21 protein-coding genes and 2 pseudogenes are annotated in these 22,862 nt (G+C 73.2%); 14 read left to right on the top strand and 9 right to left on the bottom strand.

Annotated elements, in window-relative coordinates:
• Positions 1–10: 10 nt before the first annotated feature.
• A complete protein-coding gene (locus ACZ5WK_RS07950; RefSeq protein ID WP_465546062.1) occupies positions 11–1,702 on the bottom strand; it encodes a fumarate hydratase in 1,692 nt (563 codons plus the stop codon).
• A gap of 214 nt (positions 1,703–1,916) precedes the next feature.
• On the opposite strand from ACZ5WK_RS07950, the gene ACZ5WK_RS07955 reads away from it, so the two are divergent.
• Both ACZ5WK_RS07955 and ACZ5WK_RS07960 read left to right on the top strand, forming a co-directional pair.
• Positions 1,917–2,606, top strand: a complete 690-nt coding sequence (locus ACZ5WK_RS07955) for a DUF1707 SHOCT-like domain-containing protein (protein WP_465546574.1) — start codon at positions 1,917–1,919, stop codon at positions 2,604–2,606.
• 269 nt (positions 2,607–2,875) lie between these two features.
• Positions 2,876–3,256 carry a WhiB family transcriptional regulator gene (locus tag ACZ5WK_RS07960; RefSeq protein WP_465546064.1) on the top strand — a complete coding sequence of 127 codons (381 nt, stop codon included), beginning with the start codon at positions 2,876–2,878 and terminating at the stop codon, positions 3,254–3,256.
• A gap of 114 nt (positions 3,257–3,370) precedes the next feature.
• Here ACZ5WK_RS07960 and glpX read toward each other — a convergent pair whose 3' ends face one another.
• Positions 3,371–4,411, bottom strand: a complete 1,041-nt coding sequence (glpX, locus tag ACZ5WK_RS07965) for a class II fructose-bisphosphatase (protein WP_148643103.1) — start codon at positions 4,409–4,411, stop codon at positions 3,371–3,373.
• Positions 4,412–4,647: 236 nt separating this feature from the next.
• Between glpX and ACZ5WK_RS07970 the strand changes: the two genes are divergently transcribed.
• Positions 4,648–5,163: a DUF4245 domain-containing protein gene (locus ACZ5WK_RS07970; RefSeq protein ID WP_396320634.1), complete on the top strand. Its 516-nt coding sequence runs from the start codon at positions 4,648–4,650 to the stop codon at positions 5,161–5,163.
• A gap of 129 nt (positions 5,164–5,292) precedes the next feature.
• Here ACZ5WK_RS07970 and ACZ5WK_RS07975 read toward each other — a convergent pair whose 3' ends face one another.
• The 4 genes from ACZ5WK_RS07975 to ACZ5WK_RS07990 form a co-directional block, all read right to left on the bottom strand.
• Positions 5,293–5,895, bottom strand: a complete 603-nt coding sequence (locus ACZ5WK_RS07975; protein WP_396320636.1) for a malonic semialdehyde reductase — start codon at positions 5,893–5,895, stop codon at positions 5,293–5,295.
• Positions 5,896–6,032: 137 nt separating this feature from the next.
• Positions 6,033–6,284, bottom strand: a complete 252-nt coding sequence (locus ACZ5WK_RS07980; RefSeq protein WP_396320637.1) for an exodeoxyribonuclease VII small subunit — start codon at positions 6,282–6,284, stop codon at positions 6,033–6,035.
• A 37-nt stretch (positions 6,285–6,321) separates the two neighbouring features.
• Positions 6,322–7,536, bottom strand: a complete 1,215-nt coding sequence (gene xseA / locus ACZ5WK_RS07985) for an exodeoxyribonuclease VII large subunit (RefSeq protein WP_465546068.1) — start codon at positions 7,534–7,536, stop codon at positions 6,322–6,324.
• 40 nt (positions 7,537–7,576) lie between these two features.
• The gene (locus tag ACZ5WK_RS07990; protein ID WP_465546070.1) at positions 7,577–8,920 is read right to left on the bottom strand and encodes an APC family permease; all 1,344 of its coding nucleotides are present in this window, start codon (positions 8,918–8,920) and stop codon (positions 7,577–7,579) included.
• Between the two features lie 87 nt (positions 8,921–9,007).
• On the opposite strand from ACZ5WK_RS07990, the gene ACZ5WK_RS07995 reads away from it, so the two are divergent.
• Positions 9,008–9,982: a 4-hydroxy-3-methylbut-2-enyl diphosphate reductase gene (locus ACZ5WK_RS07995; protein WP_465546072.1), complete on the top strand. Its 975-nt coding sequence runs from the start codon at positions 9,008–9,010 to the stop codon at positions 9,980–9,982.
• Positions 9,983–10,157: 175 nt separating this feature from the next.
• Positions 10,158–10,904 (top strand): polyphosphate--glucose phosphotransferase, encoded by a 747-nt coding sequence (ppgK, locus tag ACZ5WK_RS08000; RefSeq protein WP_465546074.1) that lies wholly within the window; start codon positions 10,158–10,160, stop codon positions 10,902–10,904.
• 168 nt (positions 10,905–11,072) lie between these two features.
• On the opposite strand, the gene ACZ5WK_RS08005 is transcribed toward ppgK, so the two are convergent.
• Positions 11,073–11,780 (bottom strand): DUF6542 domain-containing protein, encoded by a 708-nt coding sequence (locus tag ACZ5WK_RS08005; RefSeq protein ID WP_465546076.1) that lies wholly within the window; start codon positions 11,778–11,780, stop codon positions 11,073–11,075.
• Positions 11,781–11,893: 113 nt separating this feature from the next.
• Here ACZ5WK_RS08005 and ACZ5WK_RS08010 point away from each other — a divergent pair, with 113 nt between their 5' ends.
• From ACZ5WK_RS08010 to ACZ5WK_RS08035, 6 genes and pseudogenes are all read left to right on the top strand, one after another.
• The gene (locus ACZ5WK_RS08010; RefSeq protein WP_465546078.1) at positions 11,894–12,286 is read left to right on the top strand and encodes a VOC family protein; all 393 of its coding nucleotides are present in this window, start codon (positions 11,894–11,896) and stop codon (positions 12,284–12,286) included.
• Between the two features lie 75 nt (positions 12,287–12,361).
• The gene (ychF, locus tag ACZ5WK_RS08015) at positions 12,362–13,435 is read left to right on the top strand and encodes a redox-regulated ATPase YchF (RefSeq protein WP_396320643.1); all 1,074 of its coding nucleotides are present in this window, start codon (positions 12,362–12,364) and stop codon (positions 13,433–13,435) included.
• A 197-nt stretch (positions 13,436–13,632) separates the two neighbouring features.
• On the top strand, positions 13,633–13,914 hold the full coding sequence (locus ACZ5WK_RS08020) for a type II toxin-antitoxin system Phd/YefM family antitoxin (protein WP_280725467.1): 282 nt from the start codon (positions 13,633–13,635) through the stop codon (positions 13,912–13,914).
• On the top strand, positions 13,911–14,165 hold the full coding sequence (locus ACZ5WK_RS08025; RefSeq protein ID WP_280668157.1) for a Txe/YoeB family addiction module toxin: 255 nt from the start codon (positions 13,911–13,913) through the stop codon (positions 14,163–14,165). The genes ACZ5WK_RS08020 and ACZ5WK_RS08025 overlap by 4 nt, the downstream gene beginning before the upstream one ends.
• Positions 14,166–14,710: 545 nt before the next feature.
• Positions 14,711–15,019 (top strand): annotated as a pseudogene (locus tag ACZ5WK_RS08030) (SCO7613 C-terminal domain-containing membrane protein); the annotation flags it as partial.
• A gap of 235 nt (positions 15,020–15,254) precedes the next feature.
• Positions 15,255–16,571 (top strand): M20 metallopeptidase family protein, encoded by a 1,317-nt coding sequence (locus tag ACZ5WK_RS08035; protein WP_465546081.1) that lies wholly within the window; start codon positions 15,255–15,257, stop codon positions 16,569–16,571.
• Between the two features lie 46 nt (positions 16,572–16,617).
• Here ACZ5WK_RS08035 and ACZ5WK_RS08040 read toward each other — a convergent pair whose 3' ends face one another.
• Positions 16,618–17,292, bottom strand: a complete 675-nt coding sequence (locus ACZ5WK_RS08040) for an HAD-IA family hydrolase (protein WP_465546083.1) — start codon at positions 17,290–17,292, stop codon at positions 16,618–16,620.
• Between the two features lie 65 nt (positions 17,293–17,357).
• Positions 17,358–18,493, bottom strand: a pseudogene (locus ACZ5WK_RS08045) (dihydrofolate reductase family protein).
• Between the two features lie 170 nt (positions 18,494–18,663).
• Here ACZ5WK_RS08045 and ACZ5WK_RS08050 point away from each other — a divergent pair.
• From ACZ5WK_RS08050 to ACZ5WK_RS08060, 3 genes are all read left to right on the top strand, one after another.
• Complete coding sequence (locus tag ACZ5WK_RS08050; protein ID WP_465546085.1) at positions 18,664–20,046, top strand: hypothetical protein; 1,383 nt, start codon at positions 18,664–18,666, stop codon at positions 20,044–20,046.
• A gap of 154 nt (positions 20,047–20,200) precedes the next feature.
• A complete protein-coding gene (locus ACZ5WK_RS08055; protein ID WP_465546087.1) occupies positions 20,201–21,016 on the top strand; it encodes a methyltransferase domain-containing protein in 816 nt (271 codons plus the stop codon).
• Positions 21,017–21,381: 365 nt separating this feature from the next.
• Complete coding sequence (locus ACZ5WK_RS08060) at positions 21,382–22,824, top strand: DUF4190 domain-containing protein (protein WP_465546088.1); 1,443 nt, start codon at positions 21,382–21,384, stop codon at positions 22,822–22,824.
• Positions 22,825–22,862 lie beyond the last annotated feature (38 nt).

The raw sequence follows: 22,862 nt of genomic DNA on the forward strand, positions 1-22,862 counted from the left end.
GGAGCGGGGACTACTCCTTGGAGCGCACCCGCAGGCTGGTGATGAGCGGGCCCTCCGTGGTCTCGCGGAAGAAGTCGTTGCCCTTGTCGTCCACCACGATGAAGGCCGGGAAGTCCTCGACCTCGATGCGCCAGACGGCCTCCATGCCCAGCTCGGCGTACTCCAGGACCTCGACCTTCTTGATGCAGTCCTGGGCGAGGCGGGCCGCGGGGCCGCCGATGGAGCCGAGGTAGAAGCCGCCGTGCGCGGCGCAGGCGTCGGTGACCTGCTTGCTGCGGTTGCCCTTGGCGAGCATGACCATGGAGCCGCCGGCGGCCTGGAACTGGTCGACGTAGGAGTCCATCCGGCCGGCGGTGGTGGGGCCGAAGGAGCCGGAGGCGTAGCCCTCGGGGGTCTTGGCGGGGCCGGCGTAGTAGACCGGGTGGTCCTGGAGGTACTTGGGCATGCCCTCGCCGGCGTCCAGGCGCTCCTTGATCTTGGCGTGCGCGATGTCGCGGGCGACGACCAGCGTGCCGGTGAGCGAAAGGCGGGTCTTCACCGGGTACTTGGACAGCTCGGCGCGGATCGAGGACATCGGCTGGTCGAGGTCGATGCGGACCGCGTCGTCGGCGCCCCCGGCGGAGCCGCTGACCAGCAGGTGCTCGTCCGTGGTGTCCGGCAGGTACTTCGCCGGGTCGGTCTCCAGCTGCTCCAGGAAGACGCCCTCGGCGGTGATCTTGCCCAGGGCCTGGCGGTCGGCGGAGCAGGAGACGGCCATCGCGACCGGCAGCGAGGCCCCGTGGCGCGGCAGGCGGACGACGCGCACGTCGTGGCAGAAGTACTTGCCGCCGAACTGCGCGCCGATGCCGATCTTCTGGGTGAGCTCGGTGACCTTGGCCTCCAGCTCGAGGTCCCGGAAGCCGTGGCCGGTCTTCGCGTTGCCCTCGGTCGGCAGGTTGTCCAGGTAGTGCGCGGAGGCGTACTTGGCGGTCTTCAGCGCGAACTCGGCGCTGGTGCCGCCGATCACGATCGCCAGGTGGTACGGCGGGCAGGCGGCGGTGCCGAGGGAGCGGATCTTCTGCTCCAGGAACGAGAGCATGCTCGCCTCGTTCAGGATGGCCTTGGTCTCCTGGTACAGGTACGACTTGTTGGCCGAGCCGCCGCCCTTGGCCATGAAGAGGAACTTGTAGGCGTCGCCGTCGGTCGCGTACAGCTCGATCTGCGCCGGAAGGTTGTTGCCGGTGTTCTTCTCGTCCCACATGGTGACCGGGGCCATCTGGGAGTAGCGCAGGTTCAGCTTGGTGTACGCGTCGTACACGCCCCGCGCGACGGCGGCCTCGTCGCCGCCCTGCGTCAGCACGTTCTGGCCGCGCTTGCCCATGACGATGGCGGTGCCGGTGTCCTGGCACATCGGCAGGATGCCGCCGGCCGAGATGTTGACGTTCTTCAGCAGGTCCAGCGCGACGAAGCGGTCGTTGGGGCTGGCCTCCGGGTCGTCCAGGATGCGGCGCAGCTGGGCGAGGTGGGCCGGGCGGAGGTAGTGCGAGATGTCGTGCATCGCCTCGGCGGTGAGCAGTCGCAGGGCCTCGGGCTCGACCTGGAGGAAGGTGCGACCGCCGGCCTCGAAGGTGGAGACACCCTCGGAGGTCAGCTTGCGGTACGGGGTCGGGTCAGCGCCCAGGGGGAGGAGGTCGCTGTACTCGAAATCCGGCGTGGGAGCCATGGGGGCGGTCCTTAGTGTTCCAGTGTGTCCGGCTGCGTCGGCGAAGCACCCTCAAGGGTAGGACCCGGCGAAACGTCGCACGCGGACAGGTCCGCCTGCGTGACCAGGGTCACTCGGACATGCGTACGGGGCTTGCCCCGATGGCTAGTCTTGGCCCGTGGACAACTCGCCGTCGAGGGACGACCAGGACGACCAGGGGCAGGCGCCCGTACCGATGACCAAGCCGGAGCCGGCGCAGCCCGCCCGGGCCGGCCACGCCCCGGTGGCGGAGGCCGAGATGCGGGCCTCGGACGCCGACCGTGAGCGGGTGGCGGAGCTGCTGCGCGACGCCTACGCCGAGGGCCGGCTGGACGCGGAGGAGCACTCCGAGCGGATCGAGGCCGCGTACGGGGCCAAGACCCTGGGTGACCTCGTGCCGCTGACCAGGGATCTGCCGGTGCACCGGTCGATCTCCTTCGACAAGACCCCGCTGGGCGAGCCGGGCCGGCGCCCGGACGGCCCGGTGCGGCTGCCCGCGCGGCAGGAGGCGCCGACCATGGTGGCGATCTTCGGCGCCGCCTCCCGCAAGGGCCGCTGGCGGGTGGGTTCGCAGCTGCGCGCGGTGGCCGCGTTCGGCGGGGTCGAGATCGACCTGACGGATGCCGTCTTCGAGTCGCCGGAGGTGGTCATCGACGTGGTGTCGATCTTCGGCGGGGTGGAGATCAAGGTGCCCGAGAACGTCAGCCTGGTCGGCCACGGCGTCGGCATCTTCGGCGGTTTCGACGTCAAGGAGCAGACCGCCGCCGACCCGTACGCGCCGGTCGTCCGGGTCAAGGGCGTGGCGGTGTTCGGCGGTTGCGAGGCGCGGCCGCGCAAGGGCAAGAAGCTCAAGGAGTGGGTGCGCAAGCAGCTCGGCACGGAGTAGACCGGGCCGGCCCAGCGGCCGGAAGGGTGCCCGGGTGGGAGCAACTCCCGCCCGGGCACTCGTCGTTGCGTCGGGTGCACTCTGTAGTCGATTGCGTGCAGTGTGCATGAATCACGGTGCGGCGGGGTAGTTCCTCACGCACATCGCTTCTTGTACGGCTGCGCACCGGAGGCGGCCTGAGGCCGGCCCGGGGGGTGTATCGCGGGGGCTCGCAGCCGGGCAGGGGTGCGAGCTTCCCCGTGTCCGAGAGCCTCGTCAGGAGTACGGCCGTGCTGCATCCGATCGAGTCCCGCCCCACATCGTCCGTTGCCGCCGCCCAGGTGCTGGAGCGCCGGCCCGGTGCCCAGCCGCAGGGTGACGACGACCCCTGGCACACCGGCGCGGCGTGCCGCAGGGACGAGGTGGGGCTGTTCTTCGCACCCTCCAAGGAGCCCACGGCGGCCCGGCTTTCGCGGGAGGAGCAGGCGAAGCAGGTCTGTGCGCGCTGCCCGGTGCTACTGGAGTGCCGGGAGCACGCGCTGGCGCAGCCGGAGCCGTACGGCGTCTGGGGCGGGCTGACGGCCGCCGAGCGCCGGGTGGTGCTGGCCCGCCGCCGGCGCCGGGAGACGGAGCTGCGCGAGGCGGCCCGCCCCAGCCGGATAGCGGGCTGAGCGGGGCGCGACGGCCGGGCCGTCGGCGACGCACGCACACGCGAACGCCCGCGGCCTCGGCGAAGGGGGATTTCGCCGAGGCCGCGGGCGTGGCCGACGCGGGTGCGTCCGGGATCAGTTGGCGCGGTCGAAGTCGATCGCGCTGTAGGCCCGCAGCTTGGACAGCTTGTGGGTGGAGTGGATCTCCCGGATGGTGCCGCTCTTGGAGCGCATGACCAGCGAGCTGGTGGTGGCGGTCTCCTGGCGGTAGTGGACGCCGCGCAGCAGCTCGCCGTCGGTGATGCCGGTGGCGACGAAGAACACGTTCTCGCCGCTGACCAGGTCGTCGGTGGTGAGCACGCGGTCCAGGTCGTGGCCGGCGTCGAGGGCCTTCTGGCGCTCGGCCTCGTCCTTGGGCCAGAGCCGGCCCTGGATGACGCCGCCCATGCACTTCATCGCGCAGGCGGCGATGATGCCCTCGGGGGTGCCGCCGACGCCCATGAGCAGGTCGACGCCGGTGCCCTCGCGGGCGGCCATGATGGCGCCGGCGACGTCGCCGTCGGAGATGAACTTGATCCGGGCGCCGGCCTCGCGGATCTCCTTGACCAGGCCCTCGTGGCGCGGGCGGTCCAGGATGACGACGGTGACGTCCTCCACGGCGCTGCCCTTGGCCTTGGCGACCCGGCGGATGTTGACGGCCGCCGGGGCGGTGATGTCGACGAACTCGGCGGCCTCGGGCCCGGCGACGAGCTTGTCCATGTAGAACACCGCGCTGGGGTCGAACATCGTGCCGCGGTCGGCCACGGCCAGCACCGCGACGGCGTTGTTCATGCCCTTGGCGGTCAGCGTGGTCCCGTCGACCGGGTCCACCGCGACGTCGCACTCGGCGCCCGTGCCGTCGCCGACCCGCTCGCCGTTGTAGAGCATCGGGGCTTCGTCCTTCTCGCCCTCGCCGATGACGACGACACCGTTCATGGAGACGGTGGAGACGAGCGTACGCATGGCCTTGACGGCGGCGCCGTCGGCGCCGTTCTTGTCGCCGCGGCCGACCCAACGGCCGGCGGCCATGGCGGCCGCCTCGGTGACCCGGACGAGTTCGAGCGCGAGGTTCCGGTCGGGAGCCTCGGGCGCGACCTCCAGGGCACTGGGGAGGTTGTGCGGGTACTGCGTGGTCATCGTCGTTACCTCTCTGTACGCGACGGCCAGTGAGCGCCCGACTACTGCCAGGTCGAACGCCGTGGTGAGGGTTCTGCGATCGTATCTGCCCACGAGATGACTGTCTGTGGCGCGGGTCGCCACCCCCGGTCGGAAACGGCGGGTTTGCCCCTGTTCACCCGTCCGGGGCCACCCCGGGTGCGGGTGGTCCGGGACGGATGAGTCACCATGTGGGGGTGGCTGGAGAGAGCAGAGGCATGAAGGGCCGGCAGACGGTACGGGACATGGTCCTGTCGATGCTGGCGGTCGGCGCCGTGGTCTGGATCGGGTACCTGTTCCTGCCGCACGACGCGAGCGGCGACGGTGTCCACACCAAGGAGTACCGGGTGGCCGCCGCCTCGGCGAAGCGCGCCGCGCCGTACCCGCTGCTCACCCCGGAGGGTCTCTCCGACCGGTGGCGGGCCACCTCGGTGAGCTACGACCCGGCGTCGCTGGGCAAGGGCAAGGGCAACGCCTGGCACCTGGGCTTCGTCACCCCGTCCGGCCAGTACGCGGCGATCGAGCAGAGCGACGTCGACCGCGCCGTCCTGCTCGACTCGGCGGTGGCCGGCGGCAAGCCGGACGGAACGTCGGAGGTGGCCGGGCAGTCCTGGGAGCGCGTCGCCGGTCCCAAGGCGCGCGCCCTCGCCGTCCAGAGCGGCGGCGCCACCACGCTGGTCACCGGCACCGCCTCCTACGAGGAGCTCGCCGAGCTGGCGCAGGCCCTCAAGTAGGCCCCCGGGCCCCGGGGGAGTGGACGGCACCCGGGGCATCGCAACGAGCGTGAGCGGACGGGAAGGGCCCCGCACCGGTGGAACCGGTGCGGGGCCCTTCCCGTCCGCTCACGCGTCATCGCATCGCGATCAGACGGTGGTGACGACCTCGTCGTAGGCCAGGCGCGGCGAACGCGGGAACCAGGCGTCCTCGCCCGGCTTGCCGATGTTGACCACGGCCAGCACCGAGTGCTCGCCGTCGCCGAAGAACTCCTTGTCGATGCCCTCGGCGTTGTAGCCGGTCATCGGGCCGGCGGCCAGGCCGGCGGCGCGGACGCCGATGATGAAGTAGCCGGCCTGCAGGGCGCCGTTCATCGCGGCCGAGGCCTCGCGGGCCGGGCGCTCGCTGAAGAACATGTCCTTGGCCTGGGGGAAGTGCGGCAGCTGGGTCGGCAGCTCCTCGTGGAACTCGTTGTCCACGGCCAGGATGGCGACCAGCGGGGCGGCGGCGGTCTTGGCCTTGTTGCCGTCCGCCATGTGCTGGACGAGGCGCTCGCGACCCTCGGCCGAGCGGACCAGGACGACGCGCAGCGGCTGCTGGTTGAAGGCGGTCGGGCCGAACTTGACCAGCTCGTAGATGGCCTGGATCTGCTCCTCGGAGACCGGCTCGTCGGTGAAGGTGTTGGCGGTGCGGGCGTCGCGGAACAGCAGGTCCTGAGCGGCGGCGTCGAGTACCAGGGCGTCGGTGGTCATGCTTGTCTGCACCTCATGCGTCATACGGGACAGGGTTCGTGTGGACGACCGACCGTGGCCGATCACCTGTTCCCAACATGTGTGAACATTCAACTGTTCCCGGGTGTCGACGTGATCTCCGTCACCCTTCCGTCCGCCTACTCCCCGGCCGGCTCGCCCTCCTCGGCGGCCAGCGCGGCGTCCAGCCGGGCCCGGGCGCCGTCCAGCCAGCGCTGGCAGACCTTCGCCAGCTGCTCCCCGCGCTCCCAGAGCGCCAGCGACTCCTCCAACGACGTGCCGCCGTTCTCCAGCTGCCGGACCACCTCCAGCAGCGCGTCCCGGGCGTGCTCGTACCCCAGCGCGTCGTCCGGCGTCCCCGGTGCGGCCTGTGCCTCCTGCTGATCTGCCATGGGAGCCAGCGTAGGGGCTGGGGCCGACAGCGGGCCGCTACGGCCGGGGATCGGCCGTCACACCGAAGCCGCCGCCCGCCACCCGGGCGTGCAGCGCGTCGCCGGCCGCGACCTGCGCCGGGTCGGTCACCACCGAGCCGTCCTCCCGCTGGAGCACCGCGTAGCCGCGCTCCAGGGTGGCCGACGGGGAGAGCGCGACCACACGGGCCAGGGTGTGCCCGAGGTCGCTCTGCGCGTGGTCCAGCCGGTGTCCGAGGGTGCGCCGGGCGCGCTCCACCAGGGCCGCCACGTCCTGGCCGCGCCCGTCCAGCATCCGGTGCGGCGCGGCCAGCGCCGGGCGGCTGCGGACGCCGTCCAGCCCGTGCTGCTCCCGGTCGACCCGGCCGAGCACGTGTCGCCGGGCCCGGTCGCGCAGGTTGCGGACCTTGGCCAGCTCCTCGCCGACGTCCGGAACCACCCGTTTGGCGGCATCGGTCGGGGTGGACGCGCGCAGGTCGGCGACGAAGTCCAGCAGCGGCTGGTCCGGCTCGTGGCCGATCGCACTGACCACCGGCGTCCGGGCCGCCGCGACCAGCCGCACCAGCCCCTCGTCCGAGAACGGCAGCAGGTCCTCGACGCTGCCGCCGCCGCGGGCCACGATGATCACGTCCACCTCGGGGTGCTCGTCAAGCTCCCGCACCGCCGCGCTCACCCGCTCCACCGCGCTGACGCCCTGCACGGGGACGTTGCGCACCTCGAAGCGGACGGCCGGCCAGCGCCGCCGGGCGTTCTCCAGGACGTCCCGCTCGGCTGCCGAGCCGCGCCCGGTGACCAGCCCGACGCACTGCGGCAGGAACGGCAGCGGCCGCTTCCGGTCGGCCGCGAACAGGCCCTCCCCGGCGAGCCGCCGCTTCAGCTGCTCCAGCCGGGCCAACAGCTCGCCCAGCCCGACCAGCCGGATCTCCGCCGCCCGCAGCGAGAGCTGGCCGCGCGCCGCGTACCACTCCGGCTTGGCGTGCACGACGACCCGCGAGCCCTCCTGCACCACGTCCGCGACCTGCTCGAAGACCGAGCGGAAGCAGGTCACGGTGAGCGAGACGTCCGCCTGCGGGTCGCGCAGCGTCAGGAAGACCACGCCCGCGCCCGGCCGCCGGCTCAGCTGGGTGATCTGCCCCTCCACCCAGACCGCGCCGAGCCGGTCGATCCAGCCGCCGATCAGCGCGGAGACCTTGCCGACCGGGAGCGGGGCTTCGGGAGAGCTGGTGTTGGCCATGCGTACGAGGCTAGCGGCGCAGGCCGACAGCGCGGTCGGTTCAGCGGCGGATGCCGACCGCGGAGGCTCCCTGGACGACGAGCACCAGGAGCCCCACCCCCAGCCAGACCGCCCCCGCGATCTGCGCCGTGGGCGAGGCCTCGTAGACCACCGCCCCGATCACCGCGATGCCCAGCACCGGTACCACCACGTGCCGCAGCCAGTCCCGCGAGCCGTGTTTCACCACGTACCAGCCGATCACCGAGGCGTGCAGCAGCGCGAAGGCGGTCAGCGCGCCGATGTTCACCACCGAGGTGAGCCGGTCCAGGCCGTCGTCCCGGCCGGCCGCCCAGACCGCCGCGCCCATCGTGATCACCGCCGCCACCAGCAGCGCCCGGCGCGGCACCGCGCTGGCCGGGTCCACGGTGCCCAGGGCCCGGGGCAGCCGGCCGTCCCGGGCCATCGCGTAGACCAGCCGCCCGGCCGCCGCCTGCCCGGCCAGCGCCGCGAACGCCGCGCCGATCGCCTTGGCGGCCGCGACCAGCACGTGCAGCCAGCGCCCGATGCCGCTCTCCACGGTGTCGTAGAAGGCCGAACCCTGGGCGGCCGGGTCGGCGGCCAGCTGCTGCGGGGTCGTCGGCTCCAGCAGCGCCGCCAGGTAGGTCTGCGCCATGAACAGGACCCCGGCCAGCAGCAGGCACCAGAGCACGGCCCTGGCCACCGCCGCCGACGAGCCGACCGCCTCCTCCACGAAGGTCGCGATCGCGTCGAAGCCCAGGTAGGAGAGCACCGCCACCGAGACCGCCGAGATCACCGCCGTCAGCGAGAAGCCGCCGACCGCGGTGAAGGGGGTGTCCCAGCCGCGCTGCGCGCCGTCCCGCACCAGCACCACCACGGCCGCCACCAGGAACACCGCCAGCACCGCGATCTCCATCGCCAGCACCGCGAGGCCGACCGCCGCCGCCGTCCGCACGCCGGCCAGGTTGAGCGCGGTGGTCACCACCACGGCCAGCGCCGTCCACACCCAGCGCGACACGTCCGGCACCAGCGAGTGCAGCGCGATGCCGGAGAACAGGTACGCCACCGCGGGGATCAGCAGGTAGTCGAGCATCGCCATCCAGCCGGCGATGAACCCCGGCCCCTCGCCCAGACCGGCCCTCGCGTAGGCGAAGACCGAGCCGGTCTGCGGCACCGCGCGCACCATCTGGGCGTACGAGAAGGCGGTGAAACCCATCGCGACCGTCGCCGCCAGGTAGACCGAGGCCACCGCGCCGTGGCTCTTGGCGTCCAGCACGCCGAACACGCCGACCGGCGCCATCGGGGCGATGAACAGCAGCCCGTACACCATCAGATCGCGGACACTCAGGCTGCGCCGCAGGCCGCCGGCGTCGACTCGCTCGCTCATAGATTCCACATTTGAGCATCGGCGGCCGGTTCCGGTCCGAAAGCGCCTCCCGTCGGCGCGGCTCGCCTCCGCCCGTACGATGGAGCCATGTCCAACACCGCGCAGCGCCGTGTCCTGCTCGCCGCCCCCCGGGGCTACTGCGCGGGCGTCGACCGCGCCGTGATCGCCGTGGAGAAGGCCCTGGAGCAGTACGGGGCGCCGATCTACGTCCGCAAGCAGATCGTCCACAACAAGTACGTGGTGCAGACCCTGGAGAAGCAGGGCGCGATCTTCGTCGACGAGACGGAGGAGGTGCCCGAGGGTTCGATCGTGGTGTTCTCCGCGCACGGCGTCGCGCCGTCCGTCCACGACGAGGCCAAGGCCGGCAAGCTCGCCACCATCGACGCCACCTGCCCGCTGGTCACCAAGGTGCACAAGGAGGCCGTCCGCTTCGCCGACGAGGGCTTCGACATCCTGCTGGTGGGCCACGACGGCCACGAGGAGGTCGTCGGCACCATGGGCGAGGCACCGGACCGGATCCACCTGGTGGACGGCGCCGAGGACGTCGCCAACGTCGAGGTCCGCGACGAGTCCAAGGTGGTCTGGCTCTCCCAGACCACGCTCTCGGTGGACGAGACCATGGCCACCGTCGGCGAGCTGAAGAAGCGCTTCCCGCTCCTGGTCAGCCCGCCCAGCGACGACATCTGCTACGCCACCCAGAACCGGCAGGTCGCCGTCAAGCAGATGGCGCCCGAGACGGACCTGCTGATCGTGGTCGGCTCCAAGAACTCCTCCAACTCCGTCCGCCTGGTCGAGGTCGGCCTGGAGTACGGCGCCAAGGCCGCCCACCTGGTGGACTTCGCCGACGAGATCCAGGAGGCCTGGCTGGAAGGCGTCACCACGGTCGGCCTGACCAGCGGCGCCTCGGTGCCGGAGATCCTGGTCGAGGGCGTCCTGGACTGGCTGGCCGCGCGCGGCTACGGCGACGTGTCGACCGTCAAGACGGCCGAGGAGCACCTGACCTTCTCGCTGCCCAAGGAGCTCCGCCGCGACCTGCGGTCCGAGGCCGCGGGCAAGCTGTAACCGCGGCATCCGGAAAACCCGGCCCCCTGTGGGGTGCCGGGTTTTCTGCTGTGCGCGGCCGGGTGTGCTCTCGTAGTTTTGTGCCCAGGTGTGCACAGGCCTGTGGACAACGCCGACCGTGGCGCCCGGCCGGCCCGTGCGCGACGGTTTCGGGTTACGGCGGAGGGCGGTCGTCATGACGGCGGTATTCGGTGTGGACATCGGCGGTTCGGGCATCAAGGGCGCCCCCGTCGACCTCGGCCGGGGCGTGCTCGCCCAGGAGCGGTACAAGGTCCTCACCCCGCAGCCCTCCGCCCCGGAGGCCGTGGTCGCCGCCGTCCGCGAGGTGGTCCGGCACTTCGGCCACCGGGGCCCGGTCGGGCTGACCTTCCCCGGAGTGGTGGTGAACGGCCAGACCAGAACCGCGGCCAACGTCGACAAGGGCTGGATCGGCCTCGACGCCGAGGGGCTCTTCCGCGAGGCGCTCGACCTGCCGGCCACCGTCCTCAACGACGCCGACGCCGCCGGCTTCGCCGAGCTCAGCCACGGCGCCGGGCGCGGTCAGGCGGGCGTGGTGCTGGTCCTCACCTTCGGCACCGGTATCGGCAGCGCCCTCTTCGTGGACGGCACCCTGGTGCCCAACACCGAGCTGGGCCACCTGGAACTGCGCGGCAAGGACGCCGAGCGGCGCGCCTCCTCGGCGGCCAAGGAGCGGCACGGGCTGACCTGGGAGCAGTGGGCGGGCCGGGTCGACGAGTACCTCGACCTGGTGGAGATGCTGTTCTCACCGCAGCTGATCGTGATCGGCGGCGGGGTGAGCCGCAAACACGAGAAGTTCCTGCCGTTGCTGCGCGAGCGCGAGGCCCGGATCGTCCCGGCGGAGCTGCGCAACGACGCCGGGATCGTCGGGGCGGCCATGGCGGCGGCCCGCGCGTCCGCCTGACCCGGTTGCCGGGGTCCTCGCGAGGGGCCGGTCCTGGGTGAGGGCCGGTGCTGTGCGCAGAGGGGCTGTGGTGCGGTGCGACGAGGGTGGCTGTGGTGCGGCGAGCGCTGGTGCCGTGCGCCGCGTGCCGGTGCCGTGCGCCGAGGGGGTGGCCGGGTGGCCGCCCCCTCAGCGCACCCGGTGGAGCCGCCGCTGCGCCACAAACCGGGCGAGGACGATCACCGCCGCCAGACCGGTGCCGGAGAAGAGCCAGCCGGCCCGCAGCGCCAGGCCCGTCGCCAGCGCCACCACCTGCGCGGTCACCCCCGAGGAGGCGACCGGGCCGAGCAGCAGCAGCGAGACGGCGAAGGCGATCGGCCCGCTGATCGGCGCGGCCAGCAGGTCGGCGAAGCGCACCCGGACGGCCAGCTGGAAGCAGACCACCAGGTAGCCGATGCCGAACAGCACCCCGAGCCCGCCGAAGACCAGCCGGTCCAGGCCGGCCACCGCGACGGTCGCGACCAGCGCGGCCACGCCGGTGCCGACCGCGGTCAGCCGGGTCGGCCGCCCGGTGCGCCGGCGCCCGTAGAGGCGGCCGTTCGGGCGGCCGCCACCGCGTTCGCCGGTGCGTTCGGAGGTCTGCCCGTCCGCGCGCTCGCCGGTCCGTTCCCCGGGGCGCGCACCGAACGGCAGACGCAGCCGGGGCCGGGTGCCACCGGGGCGTAGCCGGTCGGGCGCGCCGGCCACGGGGCGTAGCCGGGAGGCGGGGGCGGCGGCGGCCCCGGCCGGCTCGGCGGTCTCGGGGGCCCGCCCGGGCCCGGGGACGGCGGCCCCGGCCGCGCCGTTCGGCGGACGGCGTCTGGGCCCTGGCGGCTGGGTTCGGATGCTCTGCTCCACCCACCCAACGTACGGTCCGATCATCGCCACACTGTGTAATGGTCGTCGGGACCTTGCTCCGTGTCTTCGAACGGAGTACTGATGTGATCGTCGCTCAACTCCACCGGGGACGTATGACCAGCGAGTTCGCCTTCGAACGGCTGCACCACGTGCAGCTGGACATCCCGGCCGGCGCGGAGGACGAGTGCCGGGCCTTCTGGCACGGCGTGCTCGGCATGACCGAGCTGGCCAAGCCCCCGGTGCTGGCCGCGCGCGGCGGCTGCTGGTTCCGGGGCGGCGGGGTCGAGGTGCACCTGGGTGTGGTGCGGGAGTTCCGGCCGGCCCGCAAGGGGCACCCGGGCATCCAGGTGCGGGCGCTGGACGCGCTCGCCGAGCGGCTGGCCGCACATGGTCATGAGGTCGTCTGGGACGACAACCTGCCCGGGCACCGCCGCTTCCACTCCAGCGACCGCCTCGGCAACCGCCTGGAGTTCCTGGAGCCGCTGCCGGCGGCGGCCGGCGCCTGATTCGCTGCCCGTAGACTGGGGGATCGGCCCGCACGGTGCCGACCCAACTCCTCCAAGCCCACGGGACTGCGCTTCATGTCGCTCACGATCGGAATCGTCGGCCTGCCGAACGTCGGCAAGTCGACCCTGTTCAACGCCCTGACCAAGAACGACGTGCTGGCGGCCAACTACCCGTTCGCCACCATCGAGCCGAACGTCGGCGTCGTCGGCGTCCCCGACGCCCGACTGGCCAAGCTCGCCGAGATCTTCGGCTCGCAGCGGATCCTCCCGGCGACCGTGGACTTCGTGGACATCGCCGGCATCGTGCGCGGCGCCTCGGTCGGTGAGGGCCTGGGCAACAAGTTCCTGGCGAACATCCGTGAGTCGGACGCGATCTGCCAGGTCATCCGGGCCTTCGTCGACCCGGACGTGGTGCACGTCGACGGCAAGGTCTCGCCGAAGGACGACATCGAGACCATCAACACCGAGCTGATCCTCGCCGACCTCCAGTCGATCGAGAAGGTGCTGCCCCGGCTCCAGAAGGAGGCCCGCCTGAAGAAGGAGTCGGCCGCCACGCTGGCCGCCGCCGAGGCCGCCCAGAAGATCCTGGAGACCGGCAAGACCCTCTTCGAGGCGGGCTTCGACGCCTCCTCGGTGCGCGAGCTGCACCTGCTCACCACCAAGCCCTTCCTCTACGTCTTCAACGTCGACGAGGACGAGCTGGTCGACGAGGAGTTCAAGGAGGCCCAGCGCGCCCTGGTCGCCCCCGCCGAGGCGATCTTCCTGAACGCCAAGATCGAGTCCGAGCTGATCGGCATGGACGAGGACGAGGCGCTGGAGCTCCTCCAGTCCATGGGCCAGGAGGAGACCGGCATGGCCACCCTCGGCCGGGTCGGCTACGAGACCCTCGGCCTGCAGAGCTACCTCACCGCCGGCCCCAAGGAAACCCGCGCCTGGACCATCAAGAAGGGCGCCACCGCCCCCGAGGCCGCCGGTGTGATCCACACCGACTTCCAGAAGGGCTTCATCAAGGCCGAGGTCATCTCCTTCGACGACCTGGTCGAGACCGGCTCCATCGCCGAGGCCCGCTCCAAGGGCAAGGCCCGCATCGAGGGCAAGGACTACGTCATGCAGGACGGCGACGTGGTGGAGTTCCGCTTCAACGTGTGACGATTTGCATACTTTGCGCTAGATGACCTGTCGACTGTGCAGGTCAGATGGGGTCCACTCTCTCGGGGGTGGGCCCCTGACTTGTTCCCGTGCTGACCTGGTGCTGACTTCTCCGGGTCGGTATCGCACTGAATGCCCCACTGGCGATCGCCGTGAGTGGTACGTTATTCGGTACCACTCTCGAAGGGTTTCCTGCCATGTCCATCACTGCGAGCGAGGCCCGCAAGGATCTCTTCCCGCTCATCAAGAAAGTCAATGACGATCACGAGGCCATCGAGATCGTCTCCAAGCACGGGAATGCCGTCCTCGTATCCGCCGAGGACTACGCCGCCCTGCGCGAGGGCTCCTATCTGCTGCGCTCGCCCGCCAATGCCCGTCGCCTGCTCAAGGCGTACGAAAACGCTCTCGGTCGCATCAACCTCGCCGAGCGCGAACTGATCGACCCCGATGCGGCGGATGCGGGGCAGGGCGCCGCGTGAGGCTCGTCTTCGAGGATCAGGGCTGGGAGGACTACACGTCCTGGCTCAAGAGCGACCGCAAGATGCTCGCCCGGATCAACAAGCTCATTGAGGACGCTCGCCGTGATCCCTTCGCCGGGATCGGCAAGCCCGAGCCGCTGAAGTACCATCTGGCTGGCGCCTGGTCACGGCGGATCGACGACGAGCATCGCCTCGTCTACCTGGTCACGGATGAGGAGATCATCATCCTCGCTGCTCGCTATCACTACTGATCGTCCTCTGGTGAAGGTCGTCCCACCGTGCTGATTCCGTGCTGACTTGGACCGCCAGGATCAACGTTTCCGCAGGTCGCAGCGTTGTGGTGGAAGTTCCGCTTCAACGTCTGATCGCGCGTGCGCCCCGGGAGGGGGCGGGGCTCCGGGGGAGCGCCGCCCCCTCCCGTGTGCTCCGGCAGGCGGGGCGGGGCAGATGAGTATGCGTACTCATGTGCCGGGCGGGGCCGGTCGGCAGACTCCGGGATATGGAGAGTCAGCCTTCGGACCGGCCCGAACAGCCCGGTGACGGGTCGTCGTTCGCCGGGGTGCCCGGCCAGGATCCGGGGTGCCCCGACTGCGGTGCGGGGCTCGGCGTGCGGCCGCCCGTGCGCTGTCCCGCGTGCCGGCTGCCGCTGCGCGGCGCGGTGGCGGGGCGGCTCTGGCAGGTGGAGAAGGGGCTGGAGGCGGTCGAGCGGCGGCGGCTGGTGCTGCTGGAGGAGCGGGCCGGGCTGCTCGACCAGCTCCGCGCGCGCCGCTACGGGCCCGAGCCGGAGCCCGGCGCGCCCGGTGTGGTCGCGGTGTGGGCCGACGGGCACTGGCTGCGTCCGCTGCTGCTGGGTGCCGCCGCGGCGGTGGTGACCCTGCTGGGGGTCAGGTACCGGTTGCAGGGCCCGCTGCTGCTGGGTGGTGCGGCGCTGCTGCTGGTCGGCGTGCACGAGCTGGCGCCGACCGTCGTCCAGGTGCTGGGCCTGCTGCCGCGCTGGGTGCCGCTGGCCGTCGTGGGGCTGCTGCTGCTCGCTGTGGGGGCGACGTACGAGCAGCGGCTGCGGGATGCCCGCCGCCTGAGGGCGAGGCTCGGCCGGCTGGGCTGACGGGCCGGGTGCCGGCGGAGGGCCAAAACGGAACACTATCTCTCACTTTGCCTCCACCGCAGGCGAGTTGACTATTTCATGTGATCATTTGAGTGGCTGCTGACCGGCATCTCGGGGGCGGGCGTCCGGCCGTGACCGCACCGGCGTCGTCACCCCGGGCGGTTGCCGTCCGTGCCCTCACCGCTCGTCGTCGCGACGCGCGGGCAGCTACTCAGCACGATCACAGGGGGAAGTCATGACTCGTTCGCACAAGCCTGCCCTGAGCCGCCGCACGTTGCTGGGCGGCACCGCGGCCGCCGGGGTCGGCGCCGTCCTGGCGTCCGGCACCGATGCCGTGGCGGACTCGGGCCGCCGCCGCAACCCGATCGACCAGGCCGCGGTCGACGCCGTCGCCGCCCGGCTCGACGCCGACCTGATCGCACTGCGGCGCGAGTTGCACCGCAACCCCCAGACGTCGGGGGAGGAGAAGTTCGCCGCAGGGGCGGTGGCCGACCGGCTCCGGGCGGCGGGCCTGAGCGTCGAGTCGGTGGCCGGGACCGGGGTGGTCGCGGTGCTGAAGGGCGCGCGCCCGGGGCGGACGGTGGCCTACCGGGCCGACATGGACGCGGTGCCCGGGGACGGCATCACGCCCCCGCTCCGGGACCGCCCGGCGGCGCACGTCTGCGGCCACGACATCCACACCACGGTGGGGGTCGGCGTCGCCCAGGCGCTGGCGAGGCTCCAGCCGCGGCTGAGCGGCACGGTGGTCTTCCTCTTCCAGCCCGGCGAGGAGTCCCTGAAGGGCGCCCAGGCGATGATCGACGCCGGGGTGCTGGAGCGGAAGGGCGTCGAGGAGATCCACGCCCTGCACTGCGGGCCGTACCCGGTGGGGCAGTTCGCCGTGACGCCGGGCAGCGGGCTGCCGGGCCAGGACTGGGCCACGGTCACCCTGACCGGGCCGGACGCGGTCGCGGCGGCGGGCCGGCTGAAGGCCGAGATCGGCGGGCTCTCCACGGTGGCCCCGCCGCCGCTGCCGCCGGCTTCGTCGGACGCCTATCTGGAGCAGATGGTCGCGGACGTGCAGACGCCGGACGGGCCGCTGGCCCGGTTCGTGGTGATCCGCGGCAGGGCGGCGGACAAGCCGGACGCCGAGGGCCGGGTCGCGGTCGACGTGACGTTCCGCTGCTGGCCCGAGCAGCGCAACACCGAGATCCGGGAGGAGATCCGCCGGCTGGCGCAGCCGTACGGCGGGGCGGTGACCTTCCCCAAGCCGCCGTTCCCGGCCCTGGTCTGCCCCGCGGACGACGCCAACGCGCTGGCCCGGCACCTGCGCTGTGAGCTCGGCCCCGGCTCGGTGACGGTGAACCGCGCCGCGTTCCCGTTCAACGGGGAGGACTACGCACTGTTCCTGGACCGCGTCCCGGGCACCTACACGTTCCTCGGGGTCCGCACTCCCGGCGCCGCGATCACGACCAGCTACCCGCACTACGAGACCTTCACGCCGGACGAGCGGGCCATCGGCGTCGGCGTCCGGGCGATGGCCGGCTGGCTCGCCACCCGCACCCGCCGGTAGGCGGTCGCGGGGCCGGCGCACCGGCGCCGGCCCCGCGGTGGGGCCGTCAGGCGATGCGGACGGTCAGGGTGCCGTCGCCGGACGCCGTGACGGTCACGCCCTCCAGGGTGGCGGCGTGCGCGGTCGGGCGGTGGGCGGCGGCGCGCGGGCCGACGCCGACCACGGGGATGCCGGCGGCCCGGGCTGCGGCGATGCCGGCCTCGGAGTCCTCGAACGCGAGGCAGTCGGCGGGCGCGAAGCCGAGCGCGGCGGCGCCCTTGAGGAAGCCCTCCGGGTCGGGCTTGCTCGCGCCGACCGACTCGGCGGTGACCAGGACGGACGGGAGCGGCAGGCCGGCGGCGGCCATCCGGACCCGGGCGAGCGGCTGGTCGGCCGAGGTGACCAGGGCGTGCGGGAGGCCGGCCAGGCCGGCGAGGAAGGCGGGCGCACCGGGGACCGGGACGACGCCCTCGGTGTCGGCCTTCTCCTCGGCGAGCATGCGCCGGTTGTCGGCGAGGTTGACGGCGGCCGGGCGCTCGGGCAGCAGGACGGCCATGGTCGCGTGGCCCTGGCGGCCGTGGGCGATCCGGAGCACCTCGTCCGGGTCGAGGTCGTGCTCCTGGGCCCAGCGGCGCCAGCAGCGTTCGACGACGGCGTCGGAGTTGACCAGGGTGCCGTCCATGTCCAGCAGGAGGGCGCGGGTGGTCAGCACGATGGGGGCGACGGTGGCGGCGACGGGCATGGGGCGGCTCCTCGCGGGCGGGGCCCAGAGAGTGCAAGTGAATTGTTCAATTCAGATACAAAATATCAGCCCAGCAGGTGGGCGTTGACCGCGCGGGCCTCCTCGGCCAGCTCCGGCAGCTCCACCACCTCGACCCCGGCCGCCTCCAGCAGCGCCGTCCCCTGGGTCTCGGCGACGAAGGTGTCCGGCTCACTCCAGGCGACCACCACCCGCGGGACGCCCGCCGCCAGCAGCAGCCGCGCGCAGGGGTGCGGCCGGGAGGCGCGCTGCCCGCAGGGCTCCAGGGAGCTGTAGACGGTCGCGCCGCGCAGTCGCGGGTCGCCGGCCGGGAGCTTGGCCAGGGCCGCCTCCTCTGCGTGATCGTGCGGGTCGGACTCCCGGCTCCAGCCCTCGGCCAGCACCTCGCCGTCCGCGCCGACGATCACCGCGCCGACCGAGAACGCGGTCTCGGAGGGCGGGCAGCGGCGGGAGAGCTCGACGGCCCGCCGCAGGAACCGGAGGTCGGTCGGGTCGGTGGTCACGGGGCGGGCTCCTTCGGGGCGTACCTGAGCAGGACGACGTCGCCCACCGTACGTGCCTCCAGCAGCCGCATCCGGCGGGCCGGGCCACCGGGGAACGCGGCGGGGTGGACGAAGCGGGGCGCGTCCGCCTGTCCGACCAGCAGCGGGGCGACGGCCAGCTGGAGCTCGTCGGCCAGGCCCTGGGCCAGGAACTGGGTGTGCACGCTGCCACCGCCCTCGACCATCAGCCGGCGCACCCCGCGGGCGCCGAGGTCGTCCAGCACCGCACCCAGCCCGACCGCGCCGCCCAGCGCCACCACCTCGGCCAGGCCGTCCAGTTCCGGGCGCAGCACCGCGGCGCCCGCGTCGGTGGTGTAGGCGAGGCGGTCGCCGCCGGTGTGCCAGAAGCGCAGCGACCGGTCGAGCCCGCCGCTCGCGCTGAGGGTGACCTTCAGCGGGTACTCGGGCCGGCCGGCGGCGAGCCGGGCGGCCCGCCGGGCGGGGTCGTTGACCAGCAGCCGGGGGTTGTCCGCGCGCAGCGTGTTGCCGCCCACCAGGATCGCGTCACTGGCGGCGCGCTCCTCGTCCACCCGGTCGAAGTCGGCCGGGTTGGAGAGCAGCAGCCGCTCGGGGGAGGCGTCGTCGAGATGCCCGTCGAGCGACATCGCGGCGCTCAGCAGGACGAAGGGGCGGCCGGGCATGGGGGAGACCGTTCTCTCGGGGGCCCGTCCACCGTACGGCCCGGGCACGGCCGGTGGTCCGTCGAGGGCTGCTGTTCGTCCGGCGGCCCGCTGCCGGAGGGGCGGCGTTCGCCGAGGGGCTCCACCCTGGTCCGGACCTCGCACCGCCCCCACGTCGAAGGGCTGTCCCCGTGTCCCGTCTCTCCCGCGGCCTGCTGCCGCTGGCCGTCGCCGTCGCCGCACTGCCGGTGCTCGCGCTGCCCGCCGGTTCCGCCGCCGCCGTGACGTACGGAACCCCCACGATCACCCTCTCGGCCGGCTACCTCTCCGGCGCGGTCGGCGCCACCGGCGACCCGATGGTCACCGTCACCGTCGCGCAGAGCGGAGCTTCCGCCTCCGCGCTGTCGGTGGCCGCCTCGGCGAGCAGCCGCAGCTCGGTCGCCCGCACCGGCGACGTCACCGTCACGGGAACCACCGGCACCCGCACCCTCGCGGTCGCCGCGCAGGGCGTCGGCTACACCGACCTGACCGTCAAGGTCACCGGCCTCGGCGGCAAGACCGCGACGAAGACGCTGCACTACGCGGCCTCGTCCGCGGTCCAGTTCTCCGCCGCGAGCCGGTACTTGACCGGCTCCAGCGACGCCTCGGCGGCGGTGGACGCGGGCGGGGGCTACGTCGTGGTGGCCGACGACGAGTCCAACGTGCTGCGGCTGTACGACCGCAACGCCTCGGGCGCGCCCGTCCGCACCTGGGACTTCAGCTCGGCGCTCGGCGTCTCCAAGGAGATCGACATCGAGGGCGCCACCCGGGTCGGCAACACCGTCTACTGGACCGGCTCGCTGGGCAACAACAAGGACGGCGAGATCAAGGCCGACCGGCGCACCGTCTTCGCCACCACCGTCACCGGCGCGGGCGCGGGCACGCAGCTCACCCTGGCGGGCAAGTACACCGGCCTGCGCGACGACCTGATCGCCTGGGACCGCGCCAACGGCAACCGCTACGGCTTCGCGGCGGGCGCGGCGGCCGGCCAGGCGCCCAAGCAGATCGACGGATTCAACGTCGAGGGCCTGGAGTTCGCCCCGGGCAGCTCCACCACCGCGTACGTGGGCTTCCGTGCGCCGCTCACCCCGGCGGTCACCGGGGGCCGGGCGCTGATCGTGCCGGTCACCAACTTCTCCTCCCTGCCCGGCGGTTCGGCGCGCGCCACGTTCGGCACCCCGATCGAGCTGGACCTCGGCGGGCTCTCCGTCCGCGACCTGCGGCGCAACGCGCTCGGCCAGTACCTGATCGTGGCGGGCTCCTGGGCGGCGGACGACAACTCCGACCCGTACGCGCTCTACCGCTGGGACGGGCAGCCCGGTTCGCAGCCGGTCAAGGTGCTGGACCTGCCGACCACCGACGCGGGCGGCTGGGAGGCCGTGCCGGACTTCCCGGACCTCACCGCCCCCGGCGCCCGGGTGCAGCTGATCACCGACGACGGCTCCGCCGACCTGTACGGCGACGGCACCGAGGCCAAGGACCTCACCCACCCGGAGTGGAAGAAGTCCCGCAGCACCTGGTTCACCCTCAACTAGGCGTACCGGCAGGGCGAGAGCCTCCGACCGCAGGCCGGCCGGGGGCTCTCGTGCATCCTAGGGTGACCGTCATACGAGACGAGCCTTCTCGTCATGCGGGACGGATAGTAGCGTCGGAGGCGTCGGAGAACCGAGATCTTCTCAGGGGGACGTCATGACCGGACCGCAGCCCGCCGCCTACACGCACGGCCACCAGGAGTCCGTGCTGCGCTCGCACCGCTCCCGTTCCGCCGCCGACTCGGCCGCCTACCTGGTGCCCCACCTGCGGCCCGGCCAGGCCGTGCTGGACGTCGGCTGCGGGCCGGGCACGATCACCGCCGACCTGGCCCAACTGGTCGGCCCCGCCGGGCGGGTGGTGGCCGTGGACACCTCGGCCGAGGTGCTGGAGACGGCGGCCCGGCACGTCGCCGGGCGGGGTCTGTCCAACGTGCGGTTCGAGGTCGCCGACGTGCACGGACTGCCGTACGCGGACGGGGAGTTCGACGTGGTGCACGCCCACCAGGTGCTGCAGCACGTGACCGACCCGGTGGCCGCGCTGCGGGAGATGCGCCGGGTGACCGCGGAGGGCGGCCTGGTCGCGGCCCGGGACGTCGACTACGAGAGCATGACCTGGTACCCGCAGGTGCCCGAACTGGACCGCTGGCTGGAGCTGTACCGGCGGATCGCCCGGAGCAACGGCGGTGAGCCGGACGCCGGCCGGCGGCTGCTGTCCTGGGCCCGGGCGGCGGGCTTCGCCGAGGTCACCGCCTCGTCCAGCACCTGGACCTTCGCGTCGCCGGAGCGGCGGGAGTGGTGGGGCGGCATGTGGGCCGACCGGACGGTGGCCTCCAGCACGGCCGGGACGGCGGTGGCCGAGGGGTTCGCGGACCAGGCGGAGCTGGAGCGGATCGCGGCCGGCTGGCGGGGGTGGGCGACGGCCGAGGACGGCTGGTTCGCGATGCTGCACGGGGAGGTGCTGGCGCGCGGGTAGCCGGGCTCGGCGGCCAGGGAAAAGGGCGGGAAGGCGTTCGGCAAGATCGGGTAAAGTCGCGCGTCCGTTCCCATCGCAGGGGTGTGCTCCGCCGGCGGAACGTTCGAGTCGAACTGCCGAGCTGATGCCCGTGACCGCCGGGCGGGGGAGTCCACGTGTCCAAGCCCGATCCCGACGCTCCCGTCCCTGTGCCGGACGTTCCCGGGGAGGCCGTTCCCGACGCGCCCGTCCCTGCGCCTTCCGTTCCCGCGCCGGACGTCGCTGCGCCGGACGCTCCCGCGGCCGAAGGCCCGGGTCCGGACGTTGCAGCGGCTCCTGCCGAGACTGTTCCTGCCCAGCCTGTTCCGGCGACGGACGCCCCCGCCATGGACGCCCCCGCCATGGACGCCCCCGCCATGGACGCCCCCGCCATGGACGCCCCCGCCGCGGATGCTCCGGCGCCGGCCGACCGGGTGGAGCTGACCAAGCCGGCCACGGCGGACGCGGAACCCCCGGCCCCGTACGCACCCGCAGTGCCCACCGCACCCGCACCGCCCACCGCACCCGGGGCGCCCACCGCCCCCACCGGATTCGCCGCACCCGCGGACCCCTGGGCCGCCCCCGCCCCGGCCATGGCAGGCGCCCCCGCCGGCGCCCCGGCGCCGCCGCCGCCGTTCCCGGGCCCGCCGCCGGCCGCCTCCGGCTGGGCCGCCGTCCCGCCCGGCTCGATGTCCGGCTTCCAGCCCGGCTACGCCTACCCGCAGGCCCCCGGGGCCACCAACGGCTTCGCCGTCGCCGCGCTGGTCACCGGCCTGTTCTGCATGTGGCCGATCGCGCTCGTCCTCGGCATCGTCGCGCTGGTCCAGATCCCCAAGCGCAACGAGCGCGGCCGCGGCATGGCCGTGGCCGGCGTGATCCTCGGCGTCCTCGGGGTGCTGGCCACCCTGCTGGCCTTCCTCGGGGTGCTGGCCGCCGGCGTCGACGCGTCCGACCGCGCCGACCGCCCGGCCCGCGCCCCGAAGGCCCCGCCGGGGGCCGTGCTCTGGTCCTCGCTCAAGGCCGGCGACTGCTACAACCCGCCCGGGAACGCCGCCGGCTCCGCCCCCGAGGACGGGGACCAGACGGTCTTCTGGGTGCTGAAGGTGCCCTGTGCGGTTCCGCACCACGGCGAGGTGGCCGGCACCGCCCGGATCCCGGACGGCGACGGCCCGGCCTATCCGGGCGAGACCCGCGTCCGCGACCTCGCCGCCGACCTCTGCGGCCCGGTGCTCGACGACTACGCCCTCGACTACTGGGCCGTGCCGGACGGCATGGAGGAGGTCTACCTCTACCCCAGCCGCGGCAACTGGAAGTCCGGCGAGCACGACGTCACCTGCACCTACGAGGACCGTGACGCCCAGCACCGCGGCAGCGTCCGGACCGACCGCGCCGGCCTGAGCCCGGCCCAGCTCGCCTACCTGGAGGCCGCCCGCGCCTTCAACACCGCGTACTGGAACGAGCCGGACGGCGAGGTCGCCGGGTCGCGCTCCGAGTACCTGGCGTGGGCCCGGCAGATGGCGGACGCCTCCCGCAAGGAGGCCGACGAGCTCTCCAAGCGTTCGACGGCCTGGCCGGAGGGCGCCAAGGCGAAGGTGGCCGAGTTGGCCGCCGCCCAGCGCGAGGCCGCCACCGCCTGGGACACCGCGGCCAAGACGGCCGACGGCGCCGCGCTCGAACGCGAGGTGCGGCGGGCGAAGGCGATGGTGACCAAGTCGGCCAAGCTGACCTTGGACATCCGCCGCGAGCTGGGCCTGTCGACGGGCGAGCAGGTCGGCGACATCCAGGTCTGACCCCGCGCCGCCCGCGCCCCTCCCGGCCGGGAGTGCCG

Source organism: Kitasatospora sp. NPDC032757 (assembly GCF_055579305.1).

Coding starts and splice junctions, on each gene's coding strand:
- ACZ5WK_RS07950 (WP_465546062.1), bottom strand. CDS start 1,702: ATGGCTCCCACGCCGGATTTCGAGTACAGCGACCTCCTCCCCCTGGGC.
- ACZ5WK_RS07955 (WP_465546574.1), top strand. CDS start 1,917: ATGACCAAGCCGGAGCCGGCGCAGCCCGCCCGGGCCGGCCACGCCCCG.
- glpX (WP_148643103.1), bottom strand. CDS start 4,411: ATGACCACGCAGTACCCGCACAACCTCCCCAGTGCCCTGGAGGTCGCG.
- ACZ5WK_RS07970 (WP_396320634.1), top strand. CDS start 4,648: ATGAAGGGCCGGCAGACGGTACGGGACATGGTCCTGTCGATGCTGGCG.
- ACZ5WK_RS07975 (WP_396320636.1), bottom strand. CDS start 5,895: ATGACCACCGACGCCCTGGTACTCGACGCCGCCGCTCAGGACCTGCTG.
- ACZ5WK_RS07980 (WP_396320637.1), bottom strand. CDS start 6,284: ATGGCAGATCAGCAGGAGGCACAGGCCGCACCGGGGACGCCGGACGAC.
- xseA (WP_465546068.1), bottom strand. CDS start 7,536: ATGGCCAACACCAGCTCTCCCGAAGCCCCGCTCCCGGTCGGCAAGGTC.
- ACZ5WK_RS07990 (WP_465546070.1), bottom strand. CDS start 8,920: ATGAGCGAGCGAGTCGACGCCGGCGGCCTGCGGCGCAGCCTGAGTGTC.
- ACZ5WK_RS07995 (WP_465546072.1), top strand. CDS start 9,008: ATGTCCAACACCGCGCAGCGCCGTGTCCTGCTCGCCGCCCCCCGGGGC.
- ppgK (WP_465546074.1), top strand. CDS start 10,158: ATGACGGCGGTATTCGGTGTGGACATCGGCGGTTCGGGCATCAAGGGC.
- ACZ5WK_RS08010 (WP_465546078.1), top strand. CDS start 11,894: ATGACCAGCGAGTTCGCCTTCGAACGGCTGCACCACGTGCAGCTGGAC.
- ychF (WP_396320643.1), top strand. CDS start 12,362: ATGTCGCTCACGATCGGAATCGTCGGCCTGCCGAACGTCGGCAAGTCG.
- ACZ5WK_RS08020 (WP_280725467.1), top strand. CDS start 13,633: ATGTCCATCACTGCGAGCGAGGCCCGCAAGGATCTCTTCCCGCTCATC.
- ACZ5WK_RS08035 (WP_465546081.1), top strand. CDS start 15,255: ATGACTCGTTCGCACAAGCCTGCCCTGAGCCGCCGCACGTTGCTGGGC.
- ACZ5WK_RS08040 (WP_465546083.1), bottom strand. CDS start 17,292: ATGCCCGTCGCCGCCACCGTCGCCCCCATCGTGCTGACCACCCGCGCC.
- ACZ5WK_RS08055 (WP_465546087.1), top strand. CDS start 20,201: ATGACCGGACCGCAGCCCGCCGCCTACACGCACGGCCACCAGGAGTCC.
- ACZ5WK_RS08060 (WP_465546088.1), top strand. CDS start 21,382: ATGGACGCCCCCGCCATGGACGCCCCCGCCATGGACGCCCCCGCCATG.